The sequence below is a fragment of the Mycobacterium pinniadriaticum genome, from assembly GCF_026242045.1.
GTDB lineage: Bacteria > Actinomycetota > Actinomycetes > Mycobacteriales > Mycobacteriaceae > Mycobacterium > Mycobacterium pinniadriaticum.
On sequence record NZ_JAPJDO010000019.1, the window covers coordinates 52,268 to 70,875 of the forward strand.

14 protein-coding genes and 1 pseudogene are annotated in these 18,608 nt (G+C 66.5%); 10 read left to right on the forward strand and 5 right to left on the reverse strand.

The annotated features are described in order from the left end of the window. Positions 1–80 precede the first annotated feature (80 nt). Positions 81–1,676: a (2,3-dihydroxybenzoyl)adenylate synthase gene (locus ORI27_RS19975; protein ID WP_265998758.1), complete on the forward strand. Its 1,596-nt coding sequence runs from the start codon at positions 81–83 to the stop codon at positions 1,674–1,676. A 5-nt stretch (positions 1,677–1,681) separates the two neighbouring features. On the opposite strand, the gene ORI27_RS19980 is transcribed toward ORI27_RS19975, so the two are convergent. Next, positions 1,682–3,028, reverse strand: a complete 1,347-nt coding sequence (locus ORI27_RS19980; RefSeq protein ID WP_265998757.1) for a salicylate synthase — start codon at positions 3,026–3,028, stop codon at positions 1,682–1,684. A 161-nt stretch (positions 3,029–3,189) separates the two neighbouring features. On the opposite strand from ORI27_RS19980, the gene ORI27_RS19985 reads away from it, so the two are divergent. The 6 genes from ORI27_RS19985 (at position 3,190) to ORI27_RS20010 (ending at position 10,606) form a co-directional block, all read left to right on the forward strand. Continuing rightward, the gene (locus tag ORI27_RS19985; RefSeq protein ID WP_265998756.1) at positions 3,190–3,909 is read left to right on the forward strand and encodes a glycosyltransferase; all 720 of its coding nucleotides are present in this window, start codon (positions 3,190–3,192) and stop codon (positions 3,907–3,909) included. Beyond that, on the forward strand, positions 3,909–4,835 hold the full coding sequence (locus tag ORI27_RS19990; RefSeq protein WP_323055635.1) for an ATP-binding cassette domain-containing protein: 927 nt from the start codon (positions 3,909–3,911) through the stop codon (positions 4,833–4,835). Before ORI27_RS19985 ends, ORI27_RS19990 begins: the two co-directional genes overlap by 1 nt. After that, complete coding sequence (locus tag ORI27_RS19995) at positions 4,832–5,575, forward strand: ABC transporter permease (protein WP_265998754.1); 744 nt, start codon at positions 4,832–4,834, stop codon at positions 5,573–5,575. Before ORI27_RS19990 ends, ORI27_RS19995 begins: the two co-directional genes overlap by 4 nt. Then, entirely contained in the window at positions 5,572–6,366 is a 795-nt protein-coding gene (locus tag ORI27_RS20000) for an ABC transporter permease (RefSeq protein ID WP_265998753.1), read from the forward strand. Before ORI27_RS19995 ends, ORI27_RS20000 begins: the two co-directional genes overlap by 4 nt. Positions 6,367–6,627: 261 nt before the next feature. Continuing rightward, the gene (locus tag ORI27_RS20005) at positions 6,628–8,019 is read left to right on the forward strand and encodes a glycosyltransferase (protein ID WP_265998752.1); all 1,392 of its coding nucleotides are present in this window, start codon (positions 6,628–6,630) and stop codon (positions 8,017–8,019) included. Between the two features lie 166 nt (positions 8,020–8,185). Beyond that, positions 8,186–10,606: an alpha/beta fold hydrolase gene (locus ORI27_RS20010; RefSeq protein ID WP_265998751.1), complete on the forward strand. Its 2,421-nt coding sequence runs from the start codon at positions 8,186–8,188 to the stop codon at positions 10,604–10,606. Between the two features lie 181 nt (positions 10,607–10,787). On the opposite strand, the gene ORI27_RS20015 is transcribed toward ORI27_RS20010, so the two are convergent. The 3 genes from ORI27_RS20015 to ORI27_RS20025 form a co-directional block, all read right to left on the reverse strand. Beyond that, positions 10,788–12,587: a flavin-containing monooxygenase gene (locus tag ORI27_RS20015; RefSeq protein ID WP_265998750.1), complete on the reverse strand. Its 1,800-nt coding sequence runs from the start codon at positions 12,585–12,587 to the stop codon at positions 10,788–10,790. A gap of 171 nt (positions 12,588–12,758) precedes the next feature. Then, the gene (locus ORI27_RS20020; RefSeq protein WP_265998749.1) at positions 12,759–14,246 is read right to left on the reverse strand and encodes a hypothetical protein; all 1,488 of its coding nucleotides are present in this window, start codon (positions 14,244–14,246) and stop codon (positions 12,759–12,761) included. Between the two features lie 407 nt (positions 14,247–14,653). Then, positions 14,654–15,487, reverse strand: coding sequence for a sugar phosphate isomerase/epimerase family protein (locus tag ORI27_RS20025; RefSeq protein WP_265998748.1), 834 nt, complete (start codon positions 15,485–15,487; stop codon positions 14,654–14,656). A 135-nt stretch (positions 15,488–15,622) separates the two neighbouring features. Here ORI27_RS20025 and ORI27_RS20030 point away from each other — a divergent pair, with 135 nt between their 5' ends. The 3 genes and pseudogenes from ORI27_RS20030 to ORI27_RS20040 all read left to right on the forward strand — a co-directional run bounded on the left by ORI27_RS20030 (position 15,623) and on the right by ORI27_RS20040 (position 18,021). Continuing rightward, a complete protein-coding gene (locus ORI27_RS20030; RefSeq protein ID WP_265998747.1) occupies positions 15,623–15,898 on the forward strand; it encodes an acyl carrier protein in 276 nt (91 codons plus the stop codon). After that, positions 15,895–17,445, forward strand: a complete 1,551-nt coding sequence (mbtM, locus tag ORI27_RS20035; RefSeq protein WP_265998746.1) for a long-chain-fatty acid--ACP ligase MbtM — start codon at positions 15,895–15,897, stop codon at positions 17,443–17,445. The genes ORI27_RS20030 and mbtM overlap by 4 nt, the downstream gene beginning before the upstream one ends. A 4-nt stretch (positions 17,446–17,449) precedes the next feature. Next, positions 17,450–18,021: pseudogene (locus tag ORI27_RS20040) on the forward strand (acyl-CoA dehydrogenase family protein). Here the strand turns inward: ORI27_RS20040 and ORI27_RS20045 are convergent. Then, positions 17,988–18,587, reverse strand: coding sequence for a GNAT family N-acetyltransferase (locus ORI27_RS20045; protein ID WP_265998745.1), 600 nt, complete (start codon positions 18,585–18,587; stop codon positions 17,988–17,990). The pseudogene ORI27_RS20040 and the gene ORI27_RS20045 sit on opposite strands and share 34 nt — an antisense overlap. Positions 18,588–18,608 lie beyond the last annotated feature (21 nt).

The following is an 18,608-nucleotide window of genomic DNA, read 5'->3' on the forward strand; positions in this document are numbered from 1 at the left end:
CTGCACCAGACGAGCCTCACCTAATTTTGGGAAGGCTACCCTATTCTGACTGGGCCGACACGCCTACCTCAGGGAGCGCAATGACCGGGTTCACACCCTTTCCGACAGACCGCGCGGCGGCCTACCGGAAGGCGGGTTATTGGTCCGGGAAGCCCCTCGACGAGATCCTGCGGTCGGCTGCGGCACGCTGGCCCGATCACGCCGCCGTCGTCGACGAGCGAACCACCCTCACCTACGCTGAGCTGGACCAGCGCGCCGATGCGGCGGCAGCCGGACTCGCCGCGTTGGGCATCGGGAATGACCAGTGTGTGCTGGTACAGCTACCGAACAGCTGCCAGTTCGCGGTCGCCTTGTTCGGGCTCGTGCGCGCGGGTGCATTGCCGGTGATGTGCCTGCCCGGTCACCGCGACGCGGAGCTCGCGCATTTCCTCGACGTCAGCTCGGCGACCGGCATCATCGTCGGTACCGGCGCCGGATTCGACTACCGCACCATGGCCGAGCGGCTACTCGACCGCAGCGATCACCTGCGGCACATCATCATCGACGGCGACGCGGGCCCGCACGTTTCGTGGTCAACGCTCTGCTCGGGTGACGGCCGACCACCGCCCCTGCACCCCGACACCGGCGCGCCGGCATTGCTGCTGGTGTCCGGCGGCACCACGGGCGCACCCAAACTGATCCCCCGTACCCACGACGACTATGTCTACAACGCCACCGCCAGCGCCCGGTTGTGCCGCCTGACCAACGCCGACGTCTATCTCGTCGCATTGCCGGCCGGCCACAACTTCCCGCTCGCGTGTCCAGGACTGCTCGGCGCGATGGCGGTCGGCGCGAGCGTGGTCTTCGGGACGGACCCGAGCCCGGAAGCGGCCTTCGCCACGATTGCCCGCCACCGCGTCACGGCCACCGCACTGGTGCCCGCGCTGGCACGGTTGTGGGCGCAGGCGTGCGAGTGGGAAGAACAGCGCCCGACCACACTGCGTCTGCTGCAAGTCGGCGGCGCCAAACTGACCGCCGACGATGCCCGGCACATCCGATCGGTGCTCACCCCCGGACTGCAGCAGGTGTTCGGGATGGCCGAAGGGCTGTTGTGTTACACGAGAATCGGTGATCCCGCCGAGGTCGTCGAGCATACCCAGGGTCGCCCGCTGGCCGAGCATGACGAATTGCGCATCGTCGACGACAACGGAATTGCGTCGCCCGACGGCGAGCCCGGTGAATTGCTGGTGCGCGGGCCTTACACGATCAACGGCTACTTCCGCGCCGAGGCGGAGAATCAGCGCTCATTCACCGAGGACGGCTTCTACCGCAGCGGCGACACGGTGCGTCGATTCGCGAACGGCTATCTGGAGGTCACCGGCCGTGTCAAGGACGTCATCCTGCGGGCCGGCGAGACCGTGTCCGCCCTCGACCTGGAGAGCCATCTGTTGACCCATCCGGCGGTATACGCGGCGGCCACGGTCGGTCTCCCCGACCCGTATCTTGGCGAGAAGATCTGTGCCGCCATCGTTTTCCGGGGCCGCTCGGTGCCACTGTCCGAACTCAACGACCATCTCGACGCCCGCGGTGTTGCCGCGCACAGCCGTCCGGACATGGTCGTGCCGATGCGCGCACTGCCGACGACGGCGGTGGGGAAGGTGGACAAGCGGACGCTCGTCGCACACCTGTGTCCATGAGTCGATCAATCACCACGCGGGACGAGGTGGGGTGCCAGACACCCCATCTTCTCGCAGGTCTCCTCGAACTCACGGTCCGATGACGACGCGGCGATTATGCCTGCCCCGGCGCGCAACCAGGTCCGGGAATCGGCTTCATAGACCGCACGCAGCGCGAGCGCGGCGTCCAGACCGCCGTCGGGGGTGAACGTCGCGACCGCGCCCGAGTAGAGGCCGCGTGGCATTTCGTCGAGTCGCAGAATCGCCTCGACGCCAGGTGCTTTCGGGATGCCCGAGGCAGTCACCGCGGGAAACAACGCCTCCAGTGCATCCATCCGGTTCTGCGCCGGACTCAGTCTGGCCCCGACGGTCGAGCCCAGGTGCTGGACGCTGCCGCGCTCCCGCACGGTCATGAAGTCGGTCACCGCGACACTGCCCGGCTCCGCGACTTCCGCAATCTCCAGCAACGCCGTGCGGACCGACAGAGCGTGCTCGACGATCTCCTTGGCATCCGATTCCAGGTCGTCGCGGGCTGCTCGGTCGTTGATAGCACCACGACCGAAAGCCCTTGTACCGGCCAGTGGTTCGGTCGTCACTGTGCCGTCACGGTGTACCGCGGTCACCAGCTCGGGACTGAATCCCAGCGCCCGGATGCCACCGAGCCGCATCAGGAATGAACGGGCGGGAGTGTTGTGCCGGCGGCCCAGGCTGTAGGTCGCCGGGAAGTCGACGGCGAATGGGATGTCGACGGAACGGGAAAGGATCACCTTCTGGTAGCGGCCATCCCGGATCTCGGTGACGGCCGTGGCGACTCGGTCCCGGTATCGGCTGTGATCGGCCGACACGTCGACGCCTCGGACCCGGCGACTCAGCACGCCGGGCCGCAGGTTCCGCACGGCCGCGCGGAGGTCTTCGTCGCCGTTGACGATGTCGATTCCGCTGGCCGAGACCAAGACACGGCTGACCGGGATGAAGATTCGGGCCAGCGGTGTGCCGGGTGGGACCCGGTCGAACAATCCCAGCCGATGTGCGCCCAATTCAAAGGCGATCCATCCGAATGCCGGTTCGCCCTCGGCCAGCACGGTATCGAGGGCGTCGGCCAGTACGGTGGCAGGCCGTCCGCTCCAGCGCCGGCGCACCACCGGGCCGCCATCGCTGATGCGGCACTCGTCCCGGTCGAGCTCGATGGACGCGCGGGTACCGATCGCCAGCGTCCAGCAGCCGTCCTGCTCATAAACCAGGTAGTCGTCGCCGCTGCGCTCCGGAACCGCGGCGGCCAGCGCTGCGGCCACCTCCCCCGCGGACATCCCCGCTGGCAATGCTGCCCACCCAGTTGCGTCGGTCGGCGATCGCGGTGCCGCGGTCTCGGTCATCAGATGAGGGTAGCCTAACCTGCCTAACGAATCGGGGGCTCCCCGCCCGGACTACATAGCCCCTCGTCACGGGGTTGATACGGGGAACCGTAGGTCACCATTCTCGAAATACAAAGGTTAGGCTGCGCTCATTTGCGAGTCGACGGTGGTAAGGGGCTGAGGTGATCTCGTTCGTCATTCCGACCCTCAACGAACAGCAGACCGTCGAGCAGACACTCGAGTGCCTGGCCGGGTACTCGGGCGAACACGAGATCATCGTGTCCGACGACAACAGCACCGACGCGACCGTCGAGATCTGCCGGAGATACGCCCACACGGTCGTCCGCTACACCCAACCGGAGAAACAAACCATCGCCCAGGTGAGAAACCGGGGCGCGGCCGCGGCCCGGGGCGATTTTCTGGTGTTCGTCGACGCCGACGTCGTGATCCCGGACATCGACGAATTCTTCCGCAGTTCGCACACCCGGTTCCAGTCGGACAGTCGCCTGGTGGCGCTGACCGGGCAGTACCGGGTGACGCCCGAATCTGCCACCGCGGCGGATCGATTCGTGTTCACGATGCTCGGATTGCAGTTCCTGCTACAGAACAATGTCCTGCGGGTCGGCGCCGCCAGCGGGAAGTTCCAGATGGTCGCCGCCGATGCGTTCCAGATGATCGGGGGGTTCAACGAGAAGCTCGTCGCCTCCGAGGACATGGATCTGTTCCGGCGGCTGTCCCGCGTTGGGCGAACACATTTCGCCCGGGATCTGACCGTCTACCACTCCGGCAGGCGAGCGAAGGCCATCGGCTGGCGAAAGCTGCTGTGGCAGTGGTTCAGCAACTCGGTCGCGGTGTTCTTCTTCAGCCGATCGGTCAGTAGGGAATGGAAGGTGATCCGCTGATGATCGAACTTGATGGGCTGACAAAGACCTACGACGGGGTCGCGGCGCTGACCGACGTGAGCTTCACGGTGCCGACCGGTTCGGTACTGGCGCTGCTCGGGCACAACGGCGCGGGCAAGACGACGGCGGTGCAGATTCTCTCGACACTGATACCGCCCAGCGGGGGCCGGGCCACGGTCGCCGGATACGACGTCGTCGATCAGGCCGACCACGTGCGGTCCTGCATCGGTGTCACCGGGCAAAACACGAGCCTCGACAACGTGATCACCGGCAGGCAGAACTTGACACTGTTCGGCCGGCTGCGCGGGCTGCGGCGCGGTGAGGCACGGCGTCGAGCGGACGAGCTGATCGGCCAGTTCGAGCTGGACCGCGCCGCCGACCGGCCCGTCTCGACCTATTCCGGTGGGATGCAACGCCGGCTCGACATCGCCGCGGCGTTGGTGGTGACTCCCGACGTGCTCTTCCTCGACGAGCCGACAACCGGCTTGGACCCCCGCAGCCGACGCCAGGTCTGGGAGCTGGTGTCCACGCTGGCCACCCAGGGGGTCACAGTATTGCTCACCACCCAGTACCTCGAAGAGGCTGACTTGCTGAGCGATTCGATCGTCATCCTCAACTCCGGCCAGGTCGTCGCCCACGGCACCGCTGATGAACTCAAGCGTCAGACCGGCACGACCTACTGTCAGCTCACTCTCGTGCGTCCCGCGGATATCCCCCGCGTCGTCGCAACACTGGCCGATATCGACGATGTCGACGCCGACGACGAAACCAACACCGTCTCGGTGCGCGCTCGCGATGGCGTCGGCACACTCGCCGAGGTGGTGCGCCGCACTGACCGGCTGCGCGTCGACCTCGTCGACATCTGTCTGCGCAAACCGACTCTCGACGAGGTGTTCCTGCACCTGAGCACGGCGCTGACACCATGACGGCGGTAACCGCGCTGACGGAGCGGGTGGTGCACACCGCCGTCCGCGATTTCGATCTGGCGCTGGGAGTGCTGGTGCCGGTGGGCACTCTGCTGGGGCTCAATGGCGCATTGCGGAACGTCATTGACACCGGCGCGATGAGCTACGCCGAATACCTGGTGCCGGCCATCATCGTTCAGGCAATGTTGCTCGGTGCGGTGACGAGCGCCGATCGAGCCGGGCGCGAACAATCCTCGGGACTCACATTCCGCTTACGGACACACCCGATTTCGCTTCTCGCTCCGATGATCGCCCGAATCACCTACTGCCTTCTTCGCGGAGTGCTGTCGCTGGCCGCGGCCCTTGCCGTCGGCTATCTACTCCTGGGCTTCCGGTTGACCGGCGGGTTCGGCTGCACTGTCGCATTCGTGGCGATCCCGCTATGCCTGACGTTGGCGATCTCCTTGGGTGCCGACGCCACCGGCACCCGGCTTCGCCGAATCGGCGGCACTCAGCTGCTGCTGATGCCGCAGCTGATCCTGATTCTGGTGTCGACGGGACTGGCTCCCGCCGAGGCGTTCCCGAACTGGGTACAAGCCTTTGTGCGCCATCAACCGGTGTCCCAAGTGACTGAGACCATTCGCGGGCTGGCCGTCGGCGATATCGCGGGCGCCCAGGTAGCGATCACCGCGGCCTGGTGCCTGGGTCTACTCCTTGTGTTGGCGCCCATTGCGGTGCACCTGCAGAGGCGACCGCTATGAGAACGGATGCCGGCGCACCGCGGCGGGTCGCACCCGCCCTGATTCTCACCGAACGAATGGTGATGCACTGGCGACTACACCCCATGGTCCCGCTGCAGTCAGTGTTGGTTCCCACGCTGCTACTACTGACCTACCACCTGGTGGTCAGCAGGTCGATGACGCTGGTGACCGGTTCCGACAACCTTGCCACGCTGGTGCCGATGTCCATGGTGGCGGGCACCATGATGGGAACGCTCAACGCGGGCTTCCACATACCGGGCGAACGCGACAGCGGCCTGCTGAGCCGGCTCTGGATCATGCCGGTGCACCGCGGAAGCTTCCTGGTGGGCACGGTTATGGCCGAAGTGGCGCAAACGCTGGTCGCCAGCTTCCTGATCCTGCTCGTCGGGATGGCACTCGGGTTGCGGTTCGAGGGCTCCTGGCCCGCCGTGATCCCGCTTCTGTTGATGCCGATGCTGGTCACCGTTGTCTTCACCGCCATCGTAATCGCCATCGCGGTGCGCACTCACAGCGCCTCGCTGCTTACGCTGCTGGGCGGCGCCGCTATCGGGATGGCCTTCTGCACGGGCGGCGTAGCGCCGCTGGAGCACTTTCCGGAATGGATTCAGCCCTTCGCGCAAATCCAACCGCTCACCCCCGTCATCGACGCGATGCGTGCGCTCATCCGTGGCGAGCCAGCGGGCCGCACGCTGCTCACCGCACTGGCCTGGCTGATCGGTTTGGGGGCCGTCTTCGGCCCGCTGGCCGTGCGCGGATACCGGTCCGCGGCGCAGTCCGGCGGCTCGGGCTAGCGGATATTCTGTTGTGCAAAGCGAGTTTTCGATAGCACCAGCCACCATTTAGGGGATCGCCCGGACGTAGCCCACCACGGCGGCGCTCGCCCGGCCATAATGACCAGAACCGAGCGCCGGATGACCCTCCGGCCAGGGCGGTGAGCCGCCCTGCTCGATCGCTCCACAGCCGGCGGAGCGGCCGAGCGGGTGACCAAAACTGCTTGGCCCGGCTACTTTTCGGTGCCTATTTCGCACCGCAGGATGGAGGCAACTGGCGCGATGAAGTTCGCGATAGCCGTACACGGCACCCGTGGGGACGTCGAGCCATGTGCGGCGGTGGCACTCGAACTCGACCGCCGCGGCCACAACGTGTCGATGGCCGTCCCGCCGAACCTGGTCGGCTTCGTCCAGGCGTGCGGTATCGCCCGGGCACTCCCCTACGGCGTTGATTCTCAACAGCAGCTGGAAGCCTCGATCTTCCGCAAGTCCTGGGGGATACGGAACCCGCGCGGGGAGTGGCGCGAACTCGCGGACTATCTAAGCCAGGGGTGGGCCGAGATGAACACCGCCCTGGTCGCCCTGGCCCGAGATGCCGACCTGATCCTGACCGGTACCACCTACCAAGAGGTCGCCGCGAACGTCGCCGAATACCTCGACACGCCGCTTGCGGCCTTGCACTACTTTCCGTTCCGGGCCAACAGCGTGATGTTCCCCCGAGTACCCGGATGGCTCGCCCGCGCGATCTGGCCGATGGCCGAGTCGGTCTACTGGCGGCTGATGAAGCAAGCCGAGACCGCCCAGCGGCACGAACTGGGATTGCCGCGAACGCGCAAACGGGCAATCCGACGCATCGTCGAGTCGGGCGCGGTCGAGATCCAGGCCTACGACCCGATGTTCTTCGAGGGCCTGGCGCAGGAGTGGGCCGGGCGCCGACCGTTGATCGGTTCCCTCACGCTCCAGCTCGACACCGACACCGACGCGGAAACCGAATCGTGGATCGGCCAGGGCGCGCCACCGATCTATTTCGGGTTCGGCAGCATGCCGATCGGATGCCCGAGGGCGGCGGTGGCGATGATCACCGAGGTGTGTGCCGACCTGGGTGAACGTGCACTGATCTGTTCTGGGGTGTGGGACGTTCCCGACACCTCGTCTCAGCATGTGCGCATCGTGCGCAACGTCAATCATGCCGCGGTGTTCCCGAAGTGCCGCGCCGTGGTACACCACGGTGGGGCGGGCACCACGGCGGCGGGACTACGCGCCGGCGCACCGACATTCATCCTGTGGATCAGCGCGGAGCAGCCACTGTGGGCCAAGCAGGTCACCAAGCTCGGCGTCGGTACCTCCGAACGGTTTTCGATCGCGACGGCCGACTCGATCCGCGCGGGTCTGCAGACGGTGTTGGCGCCCCGGTATCGCCGACGCGCAGCCAGGATCGCCGAGGAGATGACCACACCACAGGACAGTGTCACCGCGGCGGCCGACCTCCTGGAGACAGCCGCGCGCGACCGGCGTGCCGCGGCGCGCCGACCCATCCGCCGCCTCGAGCCCGAGATGTCTCCCCCGGGATTCCACATCGGATCGCGCGACATCCCGACCGATCGCGCACAGCAACCGGCTCTTCGGTTCAATTCCGTCCACCCCATCGACCGTCGAGTCCACGTTGCCGAATAGGACGAACGGTGCCCGACTGCTACTCAGCAGCCTGCCAACCGCTGCTGCCGGTGCCGTCACTATCCTCGCGTTCCGCCGCCGGGTCCACCGGCGGCCGGTTGCCCAGCGGCCGTCAGACACACCACCGGTGCCGGTCCCGCCTCAGCGGGACATCGAATATCGATCTGTGGCAGCGCACTTCGAGTCCACCTCACGCCGGCACCCGAGCCGGGTTGCGCTGCGCACATCCACCCAGAGCGTCACCTACCAGGACTTGTTCGGTGCAGCATGTGCGGTGCGCCAGTGCACGTTGCACGGTGGCGGGCCGGCGCGCGCCGCCCTCGTGCCCGCCACCCTCACCCCCGAGACGGTGTCCACCATTCTCGGCCTCGTCGCTGCCGGGACGACCGTGGTCGCGCTCGACCCGGAGACCCCCGACAACCGCGTCACAGCGATCAGGGGAATCCTCGCCGAGCACGACTTCATGGTGGTGCCGGTCGACATGCCCTCCGATATCCAGTGCGTCGCCGGCACGCTGGGCACCGAGACCGACATCCGTGACGTCACCAGCATCCAATTCACCTCTGGCTCTACCGGCACACCGAAAGCCGTGCTGCACACCAACGGACTGTGGCTGGCCGACGCTCAACTCTTGAACGACCGCTTCGGCCTCGCCGACGGCCGGCGGGTAGCGCTGTGCATGCCGATCAGCTTCGCCGGTGGGCTCAACGTCCTGATCGGCTCGCTGTTGGGCGGGGCCGAGGTGATCGCCGTCGATCCGCGCGAGCACAGTGGACGGCATGCATTCGACCGGATCCGGGCTGCGCGGGCTCAGGTGATCACCTGCACGCCGTCATTTGTCGACGCTCTACACCGGGCCGCGGCGGGTGCGATATTGCCGCAGGTCGAGCGGATCGTCACCACCGGGGAGCCCCTCCAAGCACGCCATGTCAAACTCGCGCGCGAATTTGCGCCCGCCGCGGTGATCACGAACTGGGTCGGCTCGACCGAAACGTTGGCCATCGCCAGTCACGACATCCCGCCGACAGCGCCGGTCCCCCGCGGGATCATCCCGGTCGGAATTGCCTCGCCGCATAAGAGGATCCAGATCGACGACGATGGGATCGTGTCGATCACGTCGGAGTACCTCGGCCCCGGCTATCTGGACTGCTCAGCGTCGGCGGCCACCTTCGTCGCCAACGGTGACGGCACGACGACGTTCACCGGCGGCGATGTGGGACGGTGGGACGAGCAGGGCAACCTGGTGTTCTCGGGACGGGCGGACAGCACCGTGAAGGTCCGCGGGTACCTCGTCGAACCGGCCGAGATCGAAGCGACTCTGGCGTCCTATGCCGACATCCGCGAAGTCGCCGTGGTCGCCGACCGCACTGGGAAACCGGCACTGAGTGCCTATGTCGCGCCCAGCACGACAGCGCGTACGCCGTCGGTCGCCGAGTTGCGCACACGGTTGCACCGCGACCTGCCGCCGTGGATGGTGCCGGCGAACATCGAGATCCTGGCCAATCTGCCCCGGGGTGACCGCGGCAAGGTCGATCGGATGGCGCTGCCGAAGCCGAGCCGGGTCGCATTCGAATCACCCTGCGGTGTCGACGAATCAGTGATAGCCACGCTGTGGGGAGAAATCCTGTGCGTCGAGCGGGTGGGCCGCACTGACAGCTTCTACGCACTGGGCGGTGATTCACTCTCCGTTGCGCAGATGCTGGTCACCCTCCGCGAGTCTCACGGGATCGCGCTGAACCCCGCCGATCTTGCCAGCGCACCCACCGTCGCCGCGTTCGCGACGAAGCTGTCCGCCGCCCACCGGGCAGTCACGAGACCGGCGCAACGACACCGGCTGCAGCCGACCACGACGCCGCTACGGGCGCTATCGGCCGATACGTCTCCCGCCCCGCTGTTCTGCTTCACCGGAGCGGGTGCTTCCGCCCTGTGCTTTCTCCCGCTAGCCGAGCGCGTCGGGGCCCAGACCGCGGTGTATGCGTTCGAACCGAGCGGACTCTCGCAACGCGCCCTCCCGGATTGGTCGATACACCGTGCCGTCCAGCGGCATTGGAAGGATCTGCGCCGCGTGCAGCCACATGGCCCCTACACGCTGATCGGCCATTCACTCGGGGCCCACATCGCTCTCGAGACGGCCCGCGCCCTTCAGGCGGCCGACGAGACCGTCGAGATGGTCGTCCTGCTGGACCCCTGGCTCTCACCGCGGGTTGCCTGGGATGCCCGCAGGGACCTTCCGGGCGCGACCGTGACGCTCCAAACCGACGACGCGAACGGGTTCAGCACATGGTGGGAACGACAGAAGACCGTTCCGCTGGCCGGGCTGTTCTCCGCGGACTACAACCGCAAGACCCGGGCCGTCGAGGAAGTCGGCATGATCGCCGCCTACCGGCACCGACCCGCGCCGTGGGACGGCCGGGCGCTGCTCATCCGCAGTCACCTCAACGCCGACGACCCACGTCTGTGGCGGCGAATCCTCACCGGTCGACTGGACTCTCATGTTCTGGACTGTGATCACCATTCGATCGTTCGAGCGCCACACATCGACGCGGTGGTCGACTGGATCATTGCGGCCCGGGCGCAGTCGAGATGAGCTCTGCCCGAGTGGATTCAGGGCAGGAAGCCAGTGCGGTCCCGGCCAAGATGCCGACAGCGATCGGCCCGAGAGCTCTGGGCCGGCCGATCCTGGTGATCATATTGCCGGTGACTACCGACCCGATAACGATGACGGCCAGGGTGGCCAAACCCTGCAGTGCGTCACCGCGTGGCATCGCTCAACGCACGACCCTCTCGGAAACCAACCCACCCGTCAAAGGACCCGACAAAGCGTAGCGCGCGCCCAGAAGCGGATCCCCGGCCCAGTTCAGTTGGGGTCTGCCCATGAGATGCTTCGGGTGAAATGAAGGCGGTGCCAACTGCAGCACGATATGGCGGAGCACCATGTCGCGTCGGTTCTCGACAGGCTCGGAATAGAGGTCAGTCAGGGCCGCACTCCCGAGGTTGTGCGGGCCGACAATCTGGTAGCTGGACGGATTGAAGCTGCCAAACCACAGCTGGATGAAAAGCTTCGGGTTGAACAGCATCTTGCTCATCGGGACAAGGCAGCCGATCTCACGTGCCAGCGCGTCCAGGTACAGAACCTGCGACGGGATGGACTCGGTTTGGTTCGGGCTCAGCGACGTCCAATGGTCCTCCCATTGCTTGTCCCGAGCGATGAGCTCATCCAGATGGTCGGGTACGCGCTGCTTGCCGCTGCACACCCGCGCGAAGTAGCGCGCCTGCATCTCCGCGCATACGGGTATTCCACCCGAGAACGGCCGGATGAGCCCGATGAATGCCACCGTCCCCTGGTGGTCGGGGAGCAGGAAGTGCTTGTAGAGGTTGCCGACGTTGCCGTCCTTGACCCGGAGTTCGCCGATCGAGAAATCATGTTCGAAGCCGGTGCACAGCACGACGGTGTCGAATTCGCCGACCGACGAGTCCTCGAAGACAATCCTGCTACCGTCGGCCTTCGCAATCCCGCTATCGTTCAGCGTTACTCGGCCGGCAGCGATTGCCGGGATGAAGCTGACGTTCTTGCAGAAGATACGTCGCGGGCTCCAGCTGCCGTCCGGGTGGGAGCGACGATTCCAGGTCTCGATCAAGTGCCAGTTCTCGTCGTTGTCCAGCGTGCCGAGATCGAGCTTCGCCGGCTCGACGGGTTCGCCCATCGGGTTGGTGGTCGGTCGCGCGCCGGACCTCTCGCGGTACGCACCCAGCGCGCCCAGCACCATCGCGGCTACCCCATAAACCACCGTCATGACGAGGAAGAGAGCCTTTGCGAGCGGGTCTCGGCCCCAGAATGATTCGAGCACGAGGGGATAGGTGGTAGCACGCCGATACATTTCGTGGTGGTGCGCCCGCACCGTGCCGTGATCCGTCGTCCTCCTACGGTCCGACACTCTCGGCAACAGGTAGGTGTATGACCTGATTGACAGCGTGCAGGCACTCGCGACGCCGCCGATCTGGCGGACGATATCGGCGCCGGACTCGGCCAGACCCACAATGAGAACACGCTTGCCCCGGAAGCGATCACTGTTTCGGTACTCGGCAGAATGCACGATCTCCCCGGCGAAATCCTCGAGGCCCGCGCTGGCCCGGTTGGGCGTCTTGAACGGTCCGGAGCAGACGGCCACCGCGTCGAACAGCTCCCGAGAATCGATACCCTCGCGGCGCACCGATACGACCCAATGCTGCTCAACCCGTTCGACGTTCGTGACTTCGCTGGCGAATCGGATCCGTCCGCCGAGGCCGAATCGGTCCGCGTAGGCTCTGAGATACTCGAGGTATTGAGCCCGCGAGTAGAACATCCGGACCCCGCGGAACGGATAGTCCGAGTAGGCCATCAGCTTCATCGAAATAGTCAGGTACAGATCGTCGTACGCCTTCATGGTGGCGCCATCGCCGTCATGACGAAGCCAGATACCCCCGATGTCAGGGTTCTTGTCGAAGCACACGACCTCGTGGCCTTCATCGAGGAGCTGCTTTATGGTCGTGAGTCCGCATGGACCTGCTCCGACAACGCAGACCTTCATCACATACCTCCGCCATTCCGACCAGCTCCAGCGCGCCCCGCAGAGATATTAGGGCAGGCTAACTTCGCGTGGGGCTCTACCTTTTCGGCCTGAAACGGCGGCGGGTACGGGTCCCGGCTGATGTCCAGCCGGGACCCGTACCCGCATCAATGCGTGTCGAGCCGCGGAACCTTAACTGCTGCTGGCACTCCCGTTGTTGCCCTGGTTGCCCTTGCCGCCACCGCCGCTGCCGCCCGATCCACCGTTGCCACCGGTGGCGGTCTTGCCGGGACTGGACGTGGCGCTGCCGCCACTACCGCCATTGCCGCCGACGCCGGTAGCGGTGCCGCCGCTACTTCCGACGGAGATGCCGCCGTTACCGCCGGTGCCGCCGTTGCCGCCACGGGCGGTTCCACCGGATGCGCTGCCACCGTTGCGGCCGCTTCCACCGTTGCCGCCGATCGCGCCGCCGTCACCGCCGTTGCCACCCCGGCCGCCGGTGGTGTTGCCACCCTCGGTGGAGGTCGCGTTGCCGCCGTTGTTCCCGCGGCCACCGAGGCCGGAGATTTGACTGCTGCCGCCTGAGCCACCCGCGCCACCTGTGGCGCTACCGGCCTCCGAGGTGGCGCTGCCGCCCCGACCGCCGTTGGCGCTGCGCGCAATCAGACGCCCGCCGCCATCGCCACCATCGCCGCCGATGGCCCTTCCGTCCTGGTATGCGGTCGCGTTACCGCCTCTGCCGCCGTTGCCGACCACGTCGGGGGTATTGCCGCCGGACAGGATGCCATAGCCGCCGTCGCCGCCGGCACCACCGCGGGCGGTCTGGACACTGGTGCCGCCAGTGCCATCGGCCAGGCCCACCGTCGCGGAACCGCCCGCGCCGCCGGCGCCTGGGCCGTAGTCGGTGGGGTCACCTTCAAGCGGCAATCCCCAAAGCGCAGTGCCGCCCGTACCGCCGTCGCCGCCGGTGGCGTTTCCGTAAACCGAAGAGGCTGAACCGCCTTCGCCGCCATCACCGGCCTTGCTCGCACCTGTCCCGCCCATCAGCGCGCTCAGTGCCGCGAGCGGAGAGGCGTCGCCGCCGTTGCCACCGTTGCCGCCAACGGCGTTCGCGCCCTCGCCGGCGGCGCTGGTGTTGGTGTCCGACCCGCCGTCGCCGCCATTACCACCATTACCGGCGAACAGACCGGCGTTGCCGCCGTCACCGCCGGCCGTGGCCGCGGACACCAGCGTGCCGTCGCCGGTGTACACGGCATCCACGCCGGCGGCGCCGTCACCGCCGCTACCACCGAACCATCCTGCGTTGCCGCCATTTCCGCCGTTGGCGCCGTCTCCGCCATTACCCCACAGCATGCCGCCGTTACCGCCGTTGCAGGCGGCTCCCATGCAGTCCGCGGCGGCGTCAGCGCCGTTGCCGATCAGCCAACCGCCGGTACCGACCGCAGAGGCGAGTACCGACTGGGAGGCGTCGGGAGTCACGATGCTGGCGGCGCTGGGCGCCGAAGAGCAGCCTGGGTCGGCGAGGCCGCCGACCGTCTCGCACGAGACGAGTTGGATCTGAGTCGCCTGGACGGTCCGGGCGGAGACAGCCGTCGGCTCGTCGAGTGCGACCGCGGCGGCAGCCGCAGCCAACGCGAAGAGCCCGACCATCGCCGCCCCAGCGACCCCCGTCGTCGACACGTGTTCTTGTGTGGAATGCGGTGCAGTTCTTCGATATCCGAACTTCGCGTTCATACGTTCCCTTTGCGATTCACGGCCTGGCCGCTATGGCAGGCGCTGGTTCTGTGCGTTTCCTGAGAAGAAAGGCAGCATCATCTTTGGATCGGCTTTCACCCCGGTCAATACCTACGTCTGGCGACTAGAGGCCGTTTTCACCCGGTCGCCCAACTCCGCCTGCCGCGCGACTGAACTCATCTCACGCCGAAAGTCCGAGGTCAAACGGGTTGAGCTTGGCATCGTCGGCATCTCGGGAATCCCGCCAGCCCTCGCTGAAATAATCTCTCGAGGGTCTCGGGTTCGGCTGGACCCAAACCGCCTACGTCCTTGCCGCAGGATGTACTGCGACATAGGCGGTTCCGTTGGCACACTCACGCCGGATGCCGGCAGCCGGTGTACGCAAGGTCAAGTACCTCACGCGCGCCACGTAGCGCTGCACGGCTGCGCTCGATGGCGGGAGCTTGCCAAAGCACGGGCGCCTCTACGCTGACCGGAACCTCGGGCGGTAAGGCACGCAGCATGGCCACCAGGTCGATGTTCCCGGCACCGGGAAAGAGACGCGCGTTGCGCCCCTGATAACGCAAGGCCTCGATGGTGGTCGGGCGCTCGACCATGCCGTCGCAGATCTGAACGTAGCGGATCCACCCGACGGGCAACGCCGCTAGCTGCTCGGGGGTGTTCAGCGCACGGTCGTAGTGCAGCGCGTCGACCAGCAGCCCGACGTTCGAGTGTCCGCAGCGCGCGACGATCGCGGCGCCCTGCTGCAGATTCTCGACGTCCGTCCACGGCATCGGTTCCAGGTTCGGCGTCAGATCGTAGTCGGCGGCCAGATCGGCCAGTTCGGCCAGATGATCAGCGAGACGCGCGTGGTCGGGATCGTTTCCGGTGACCAAGATCTGACTGGCACCCAGGTACGCCCCGGTCTCGATGAAGGCGGTGAAGTCGTGCCGCACCCTGCTCTGCGGTGTCAGGCGCAGCACTTCGATATCGATCAGCGCCAGGCCGGTGCCGTCGAGCTGGCGGCGGGTTTCGCGGATCAGCCGGGTCATTCCGATGGTCGGGCGTGGCGGCTCCTCGGCGGTGGCCCGGATGAGGCGGAGTCCGACAGCATCGAACCCCGCCCGGGCGGCGCAGTCGACCATTTCGGCGGGGCCGAGCTCGAGCACCGTAAGCGGTGCCAGCGCGATCGGGCGGTGTCTGACCATGGATTCTCCTCTTCCCCCAACACCTCCCGCGGTCGCCGACGGTGCCATTGTCGGACAAGCGCGCCGAAGTTTGGGGGCTACCTTCAGTGTGATAAGGGTAGCCTTACCAAAGGTAATGACGTACCCTTCCCAGCCATGGACTCATCGACGATCAGTGGCGACCTGGCGAGCATCTTCCGAGAAGACCTCCAGATCGACCTGTCGCGGTTCACGCCGGACTCCCATCTGATCGACGAGGTCGGACTCGATTCGGTGGCCTTCGCCGTCGGCATGGTGGCCATCGAGGAGAAACTCGGCGTCGTGTTGTCGGAGGAAGAGTTGTTGACCTGCAACACTCTTGGCGATCTCGACGCGGCTATCCGGAACAAAGGAGCCGCTGGGCAGACGACATCGGCCAAGGCACACAGATGAACGTGCTGGCATCGGCACTCACGGAGTCGATGACGTCGTCGACCGCCGAGCTGATCGTCCTCGATCGCGATACCGACACCTGGCGGGGCCACCCGTGGCCCGAGGTACACGACCGTGCCCAGGGAGCAGCCAACTTCATCAATGAAGACTGCAGCGGTGCAATAGGTTTGGTCGGCGAACCCACGATCGAACTGGTAGCGGCACTCTTCGGTGCGCTGATCTCCGGGCGGGCCGTGTCGATCCTGCCGACCATGACCCGAGGTGCCGATCCGGCCCAGTGGGCGACGGCCACCTTGCATCGCTTCCGCGATATCGGCGTGGGCGCCGTGTTCAGCCATGGCACCGAACTGAACCTGCTGAAACACGACGACTCACCGGTGACCGTGCGCGACCTTTCGGAAGCCAACCGTCATCGGGCCGGCGACACCGACGCCGTACACACCGATGTCGCCGTCCTTCAGGGGACAGCCGGGTCCACCGGCCACCCCCGCACCGCCGCACTGTCGCCTAAGGCCGTGCTCAGCAATGCCCGTGGATTGGTCCACCGGCTGGGCATGGACGCCGCCGGCGACACGGGATGCCTGTGGCTGCCGCTCTACCACGACATGGGACTGACCTGCCTGGTCACATCCGCGATCGCTGGCATTCCCCTCTGGCTGGCACCCACCGCCGCGTTCGCGGCCTCGCCGTTCCGGTGGCTGAAGTGGCTGTCCGAAAGCCGCGCCACGATCACCGCCGGTCCCAACTTCGCCTACAACCTGATCGGCAAGTACGCCAGGCGGGTCAGCGATGTCGATCTGGGCAGTGTCCGGATCGCGATCAACGGTGGTGAACCGATCGACTGCGATGGCCTCAACAGATTCACGACAGCTATGACACCGTTCGGATTCAACGCGTCGGCGGCCGCGCCCGCCTACGGTCTCGCCGAATCCGTCTGCGCGGTAACCATGCCCGCCGCCGGTACCGGACTACTGATCGATGACGTCGACGGCCCGACGGGTCGACAGCGACAGGCGATTCTCGGTCCACCGATCGAAGGGATGGAGATCCGTACCGTGCCGATCGACAGCGCCCCGCCCGGCGTCGGACACATCGAGATCCGCGGCACCTCGCTGATGAGCGGCTACCTCGCCGAAGAATCCATCGATGCCGACAGCTGGTTCCCGACCGGAGATCTCGGCTATCTCACCGACGACGGTCTGGTGGTCTGCGGGCGGGCCAAGGAAATCATCTGGGTCGCCGGTCGCAACATCTTCCCCAGCGAGGTCGAGCAGGTGGTCGCCCAGATTCCCGGCGTACGCGAAGGGGCGGTGGTCGCCGTGGGTACGCCGGCCGGTTCGCCACGCCCGGGGCTGGTGGTGGCCGCCGAATTCCGCGGCCCCGACGAAGCGGCGGCCCGCAGCGCGGTGACGCAACGGGTGGCCGCGATCTGCGGTATCGCTCCGGCCACCGTGATGCTGCTGACACCCGGGTCGCTGCCTCGTACCTCCTCGGGCAAACTGCGCCGCCTGGAGGTGCAGCGCCGACTGGAGACGGTGACCGCATGACCGAATGCATAGAGCTGACTCCAGCTTCGACGAGCAGGTGCCGCTGTGGACCGCCGGATACCGAAGTGGCCGAACGCTTCCCACGTCAGCTGATCGAGCATCTGGGCAAGCTCATCGCACTGGCATCCGCCCTCGGGGACCAGATGTCAGCGGGCATCGCTGTGGGAGTCAGCCTGCACGACTCGGGGATCGCGATCCTGCGTCGGTTCGCCCGAACCGACTACCTGCGCGAGATCTGCGAACAGGCCGTCGACGGCGATGCGGTGCTGCGCATCGGCGCATCCGAGGAGGCCGGTGGCTCGGACGTGCAGATCTGCCAGACCACGATCCGTAAGCGGGACGGGATTCAAGGTCACCGCCGCGCGACTCGGCGAGGAGGTTGCCGGGGAATGCCTGCACATCTTCGGCGGCTCGGCTTTTCTCATCGACGAGACACCGCTGGGCCGGTGGTGGCGTGACATGAAGCTGACCAGGGTGGGCGGAGGAACCGACGAAATCCTCTGGGAACTGGTCGCTGCCGGGCTGAAACCCGACTTCGACGGTTACGCCGAGTTGGTCGGCCGCTCGAACGCGTAGAGCGCCATCCGCCGGTTCGACATGTCGTACTCACCCAGGAACCGGCATCCGACGAACTCGCACAGCCGCCGGGCTGCGGCATTGCGGTGGTCTGGATCAAACATGACACGGACGCAACGCTGTTCGGTTGCGAACAGGCTGGCGATGATCCGCGGAAGCAGCCGCGGCGCCAGGCCGCGGTTCAGCGCACCCACGTCCGCGACCGCGGCATGCAATCCGAGATCGTAGGGGTCTGCGTCATAGCACGGTGCGATCGAATCCTTTGCAGCCCGGTATATCTCGAGATAGCCACCGGCAATCCCGTTGAGGCTGGCGATCAACGGCAGCGAGTAGGCCCCGGCGAGTTGCGCGGTCAGGTGTGCCTGCCAGCGCGCGACGGGCCAGTCGTACTCCCATGCCTGGACAAGATGGGGCCGGTTCATCCACTCGGCGACCAGCGTGGCATCCGACGCCGTCGCCACCCGCAGCGCATAGGGTGGTTCGACGACCGGAACCGGAGGCGCGGGGACCTGTGCCACCTCGTCGGTCAGGTCGGTGAGCGCACGGGCAAGGACAAGCTCGGTCATCGTGGGCAGCGTAGCCCACCG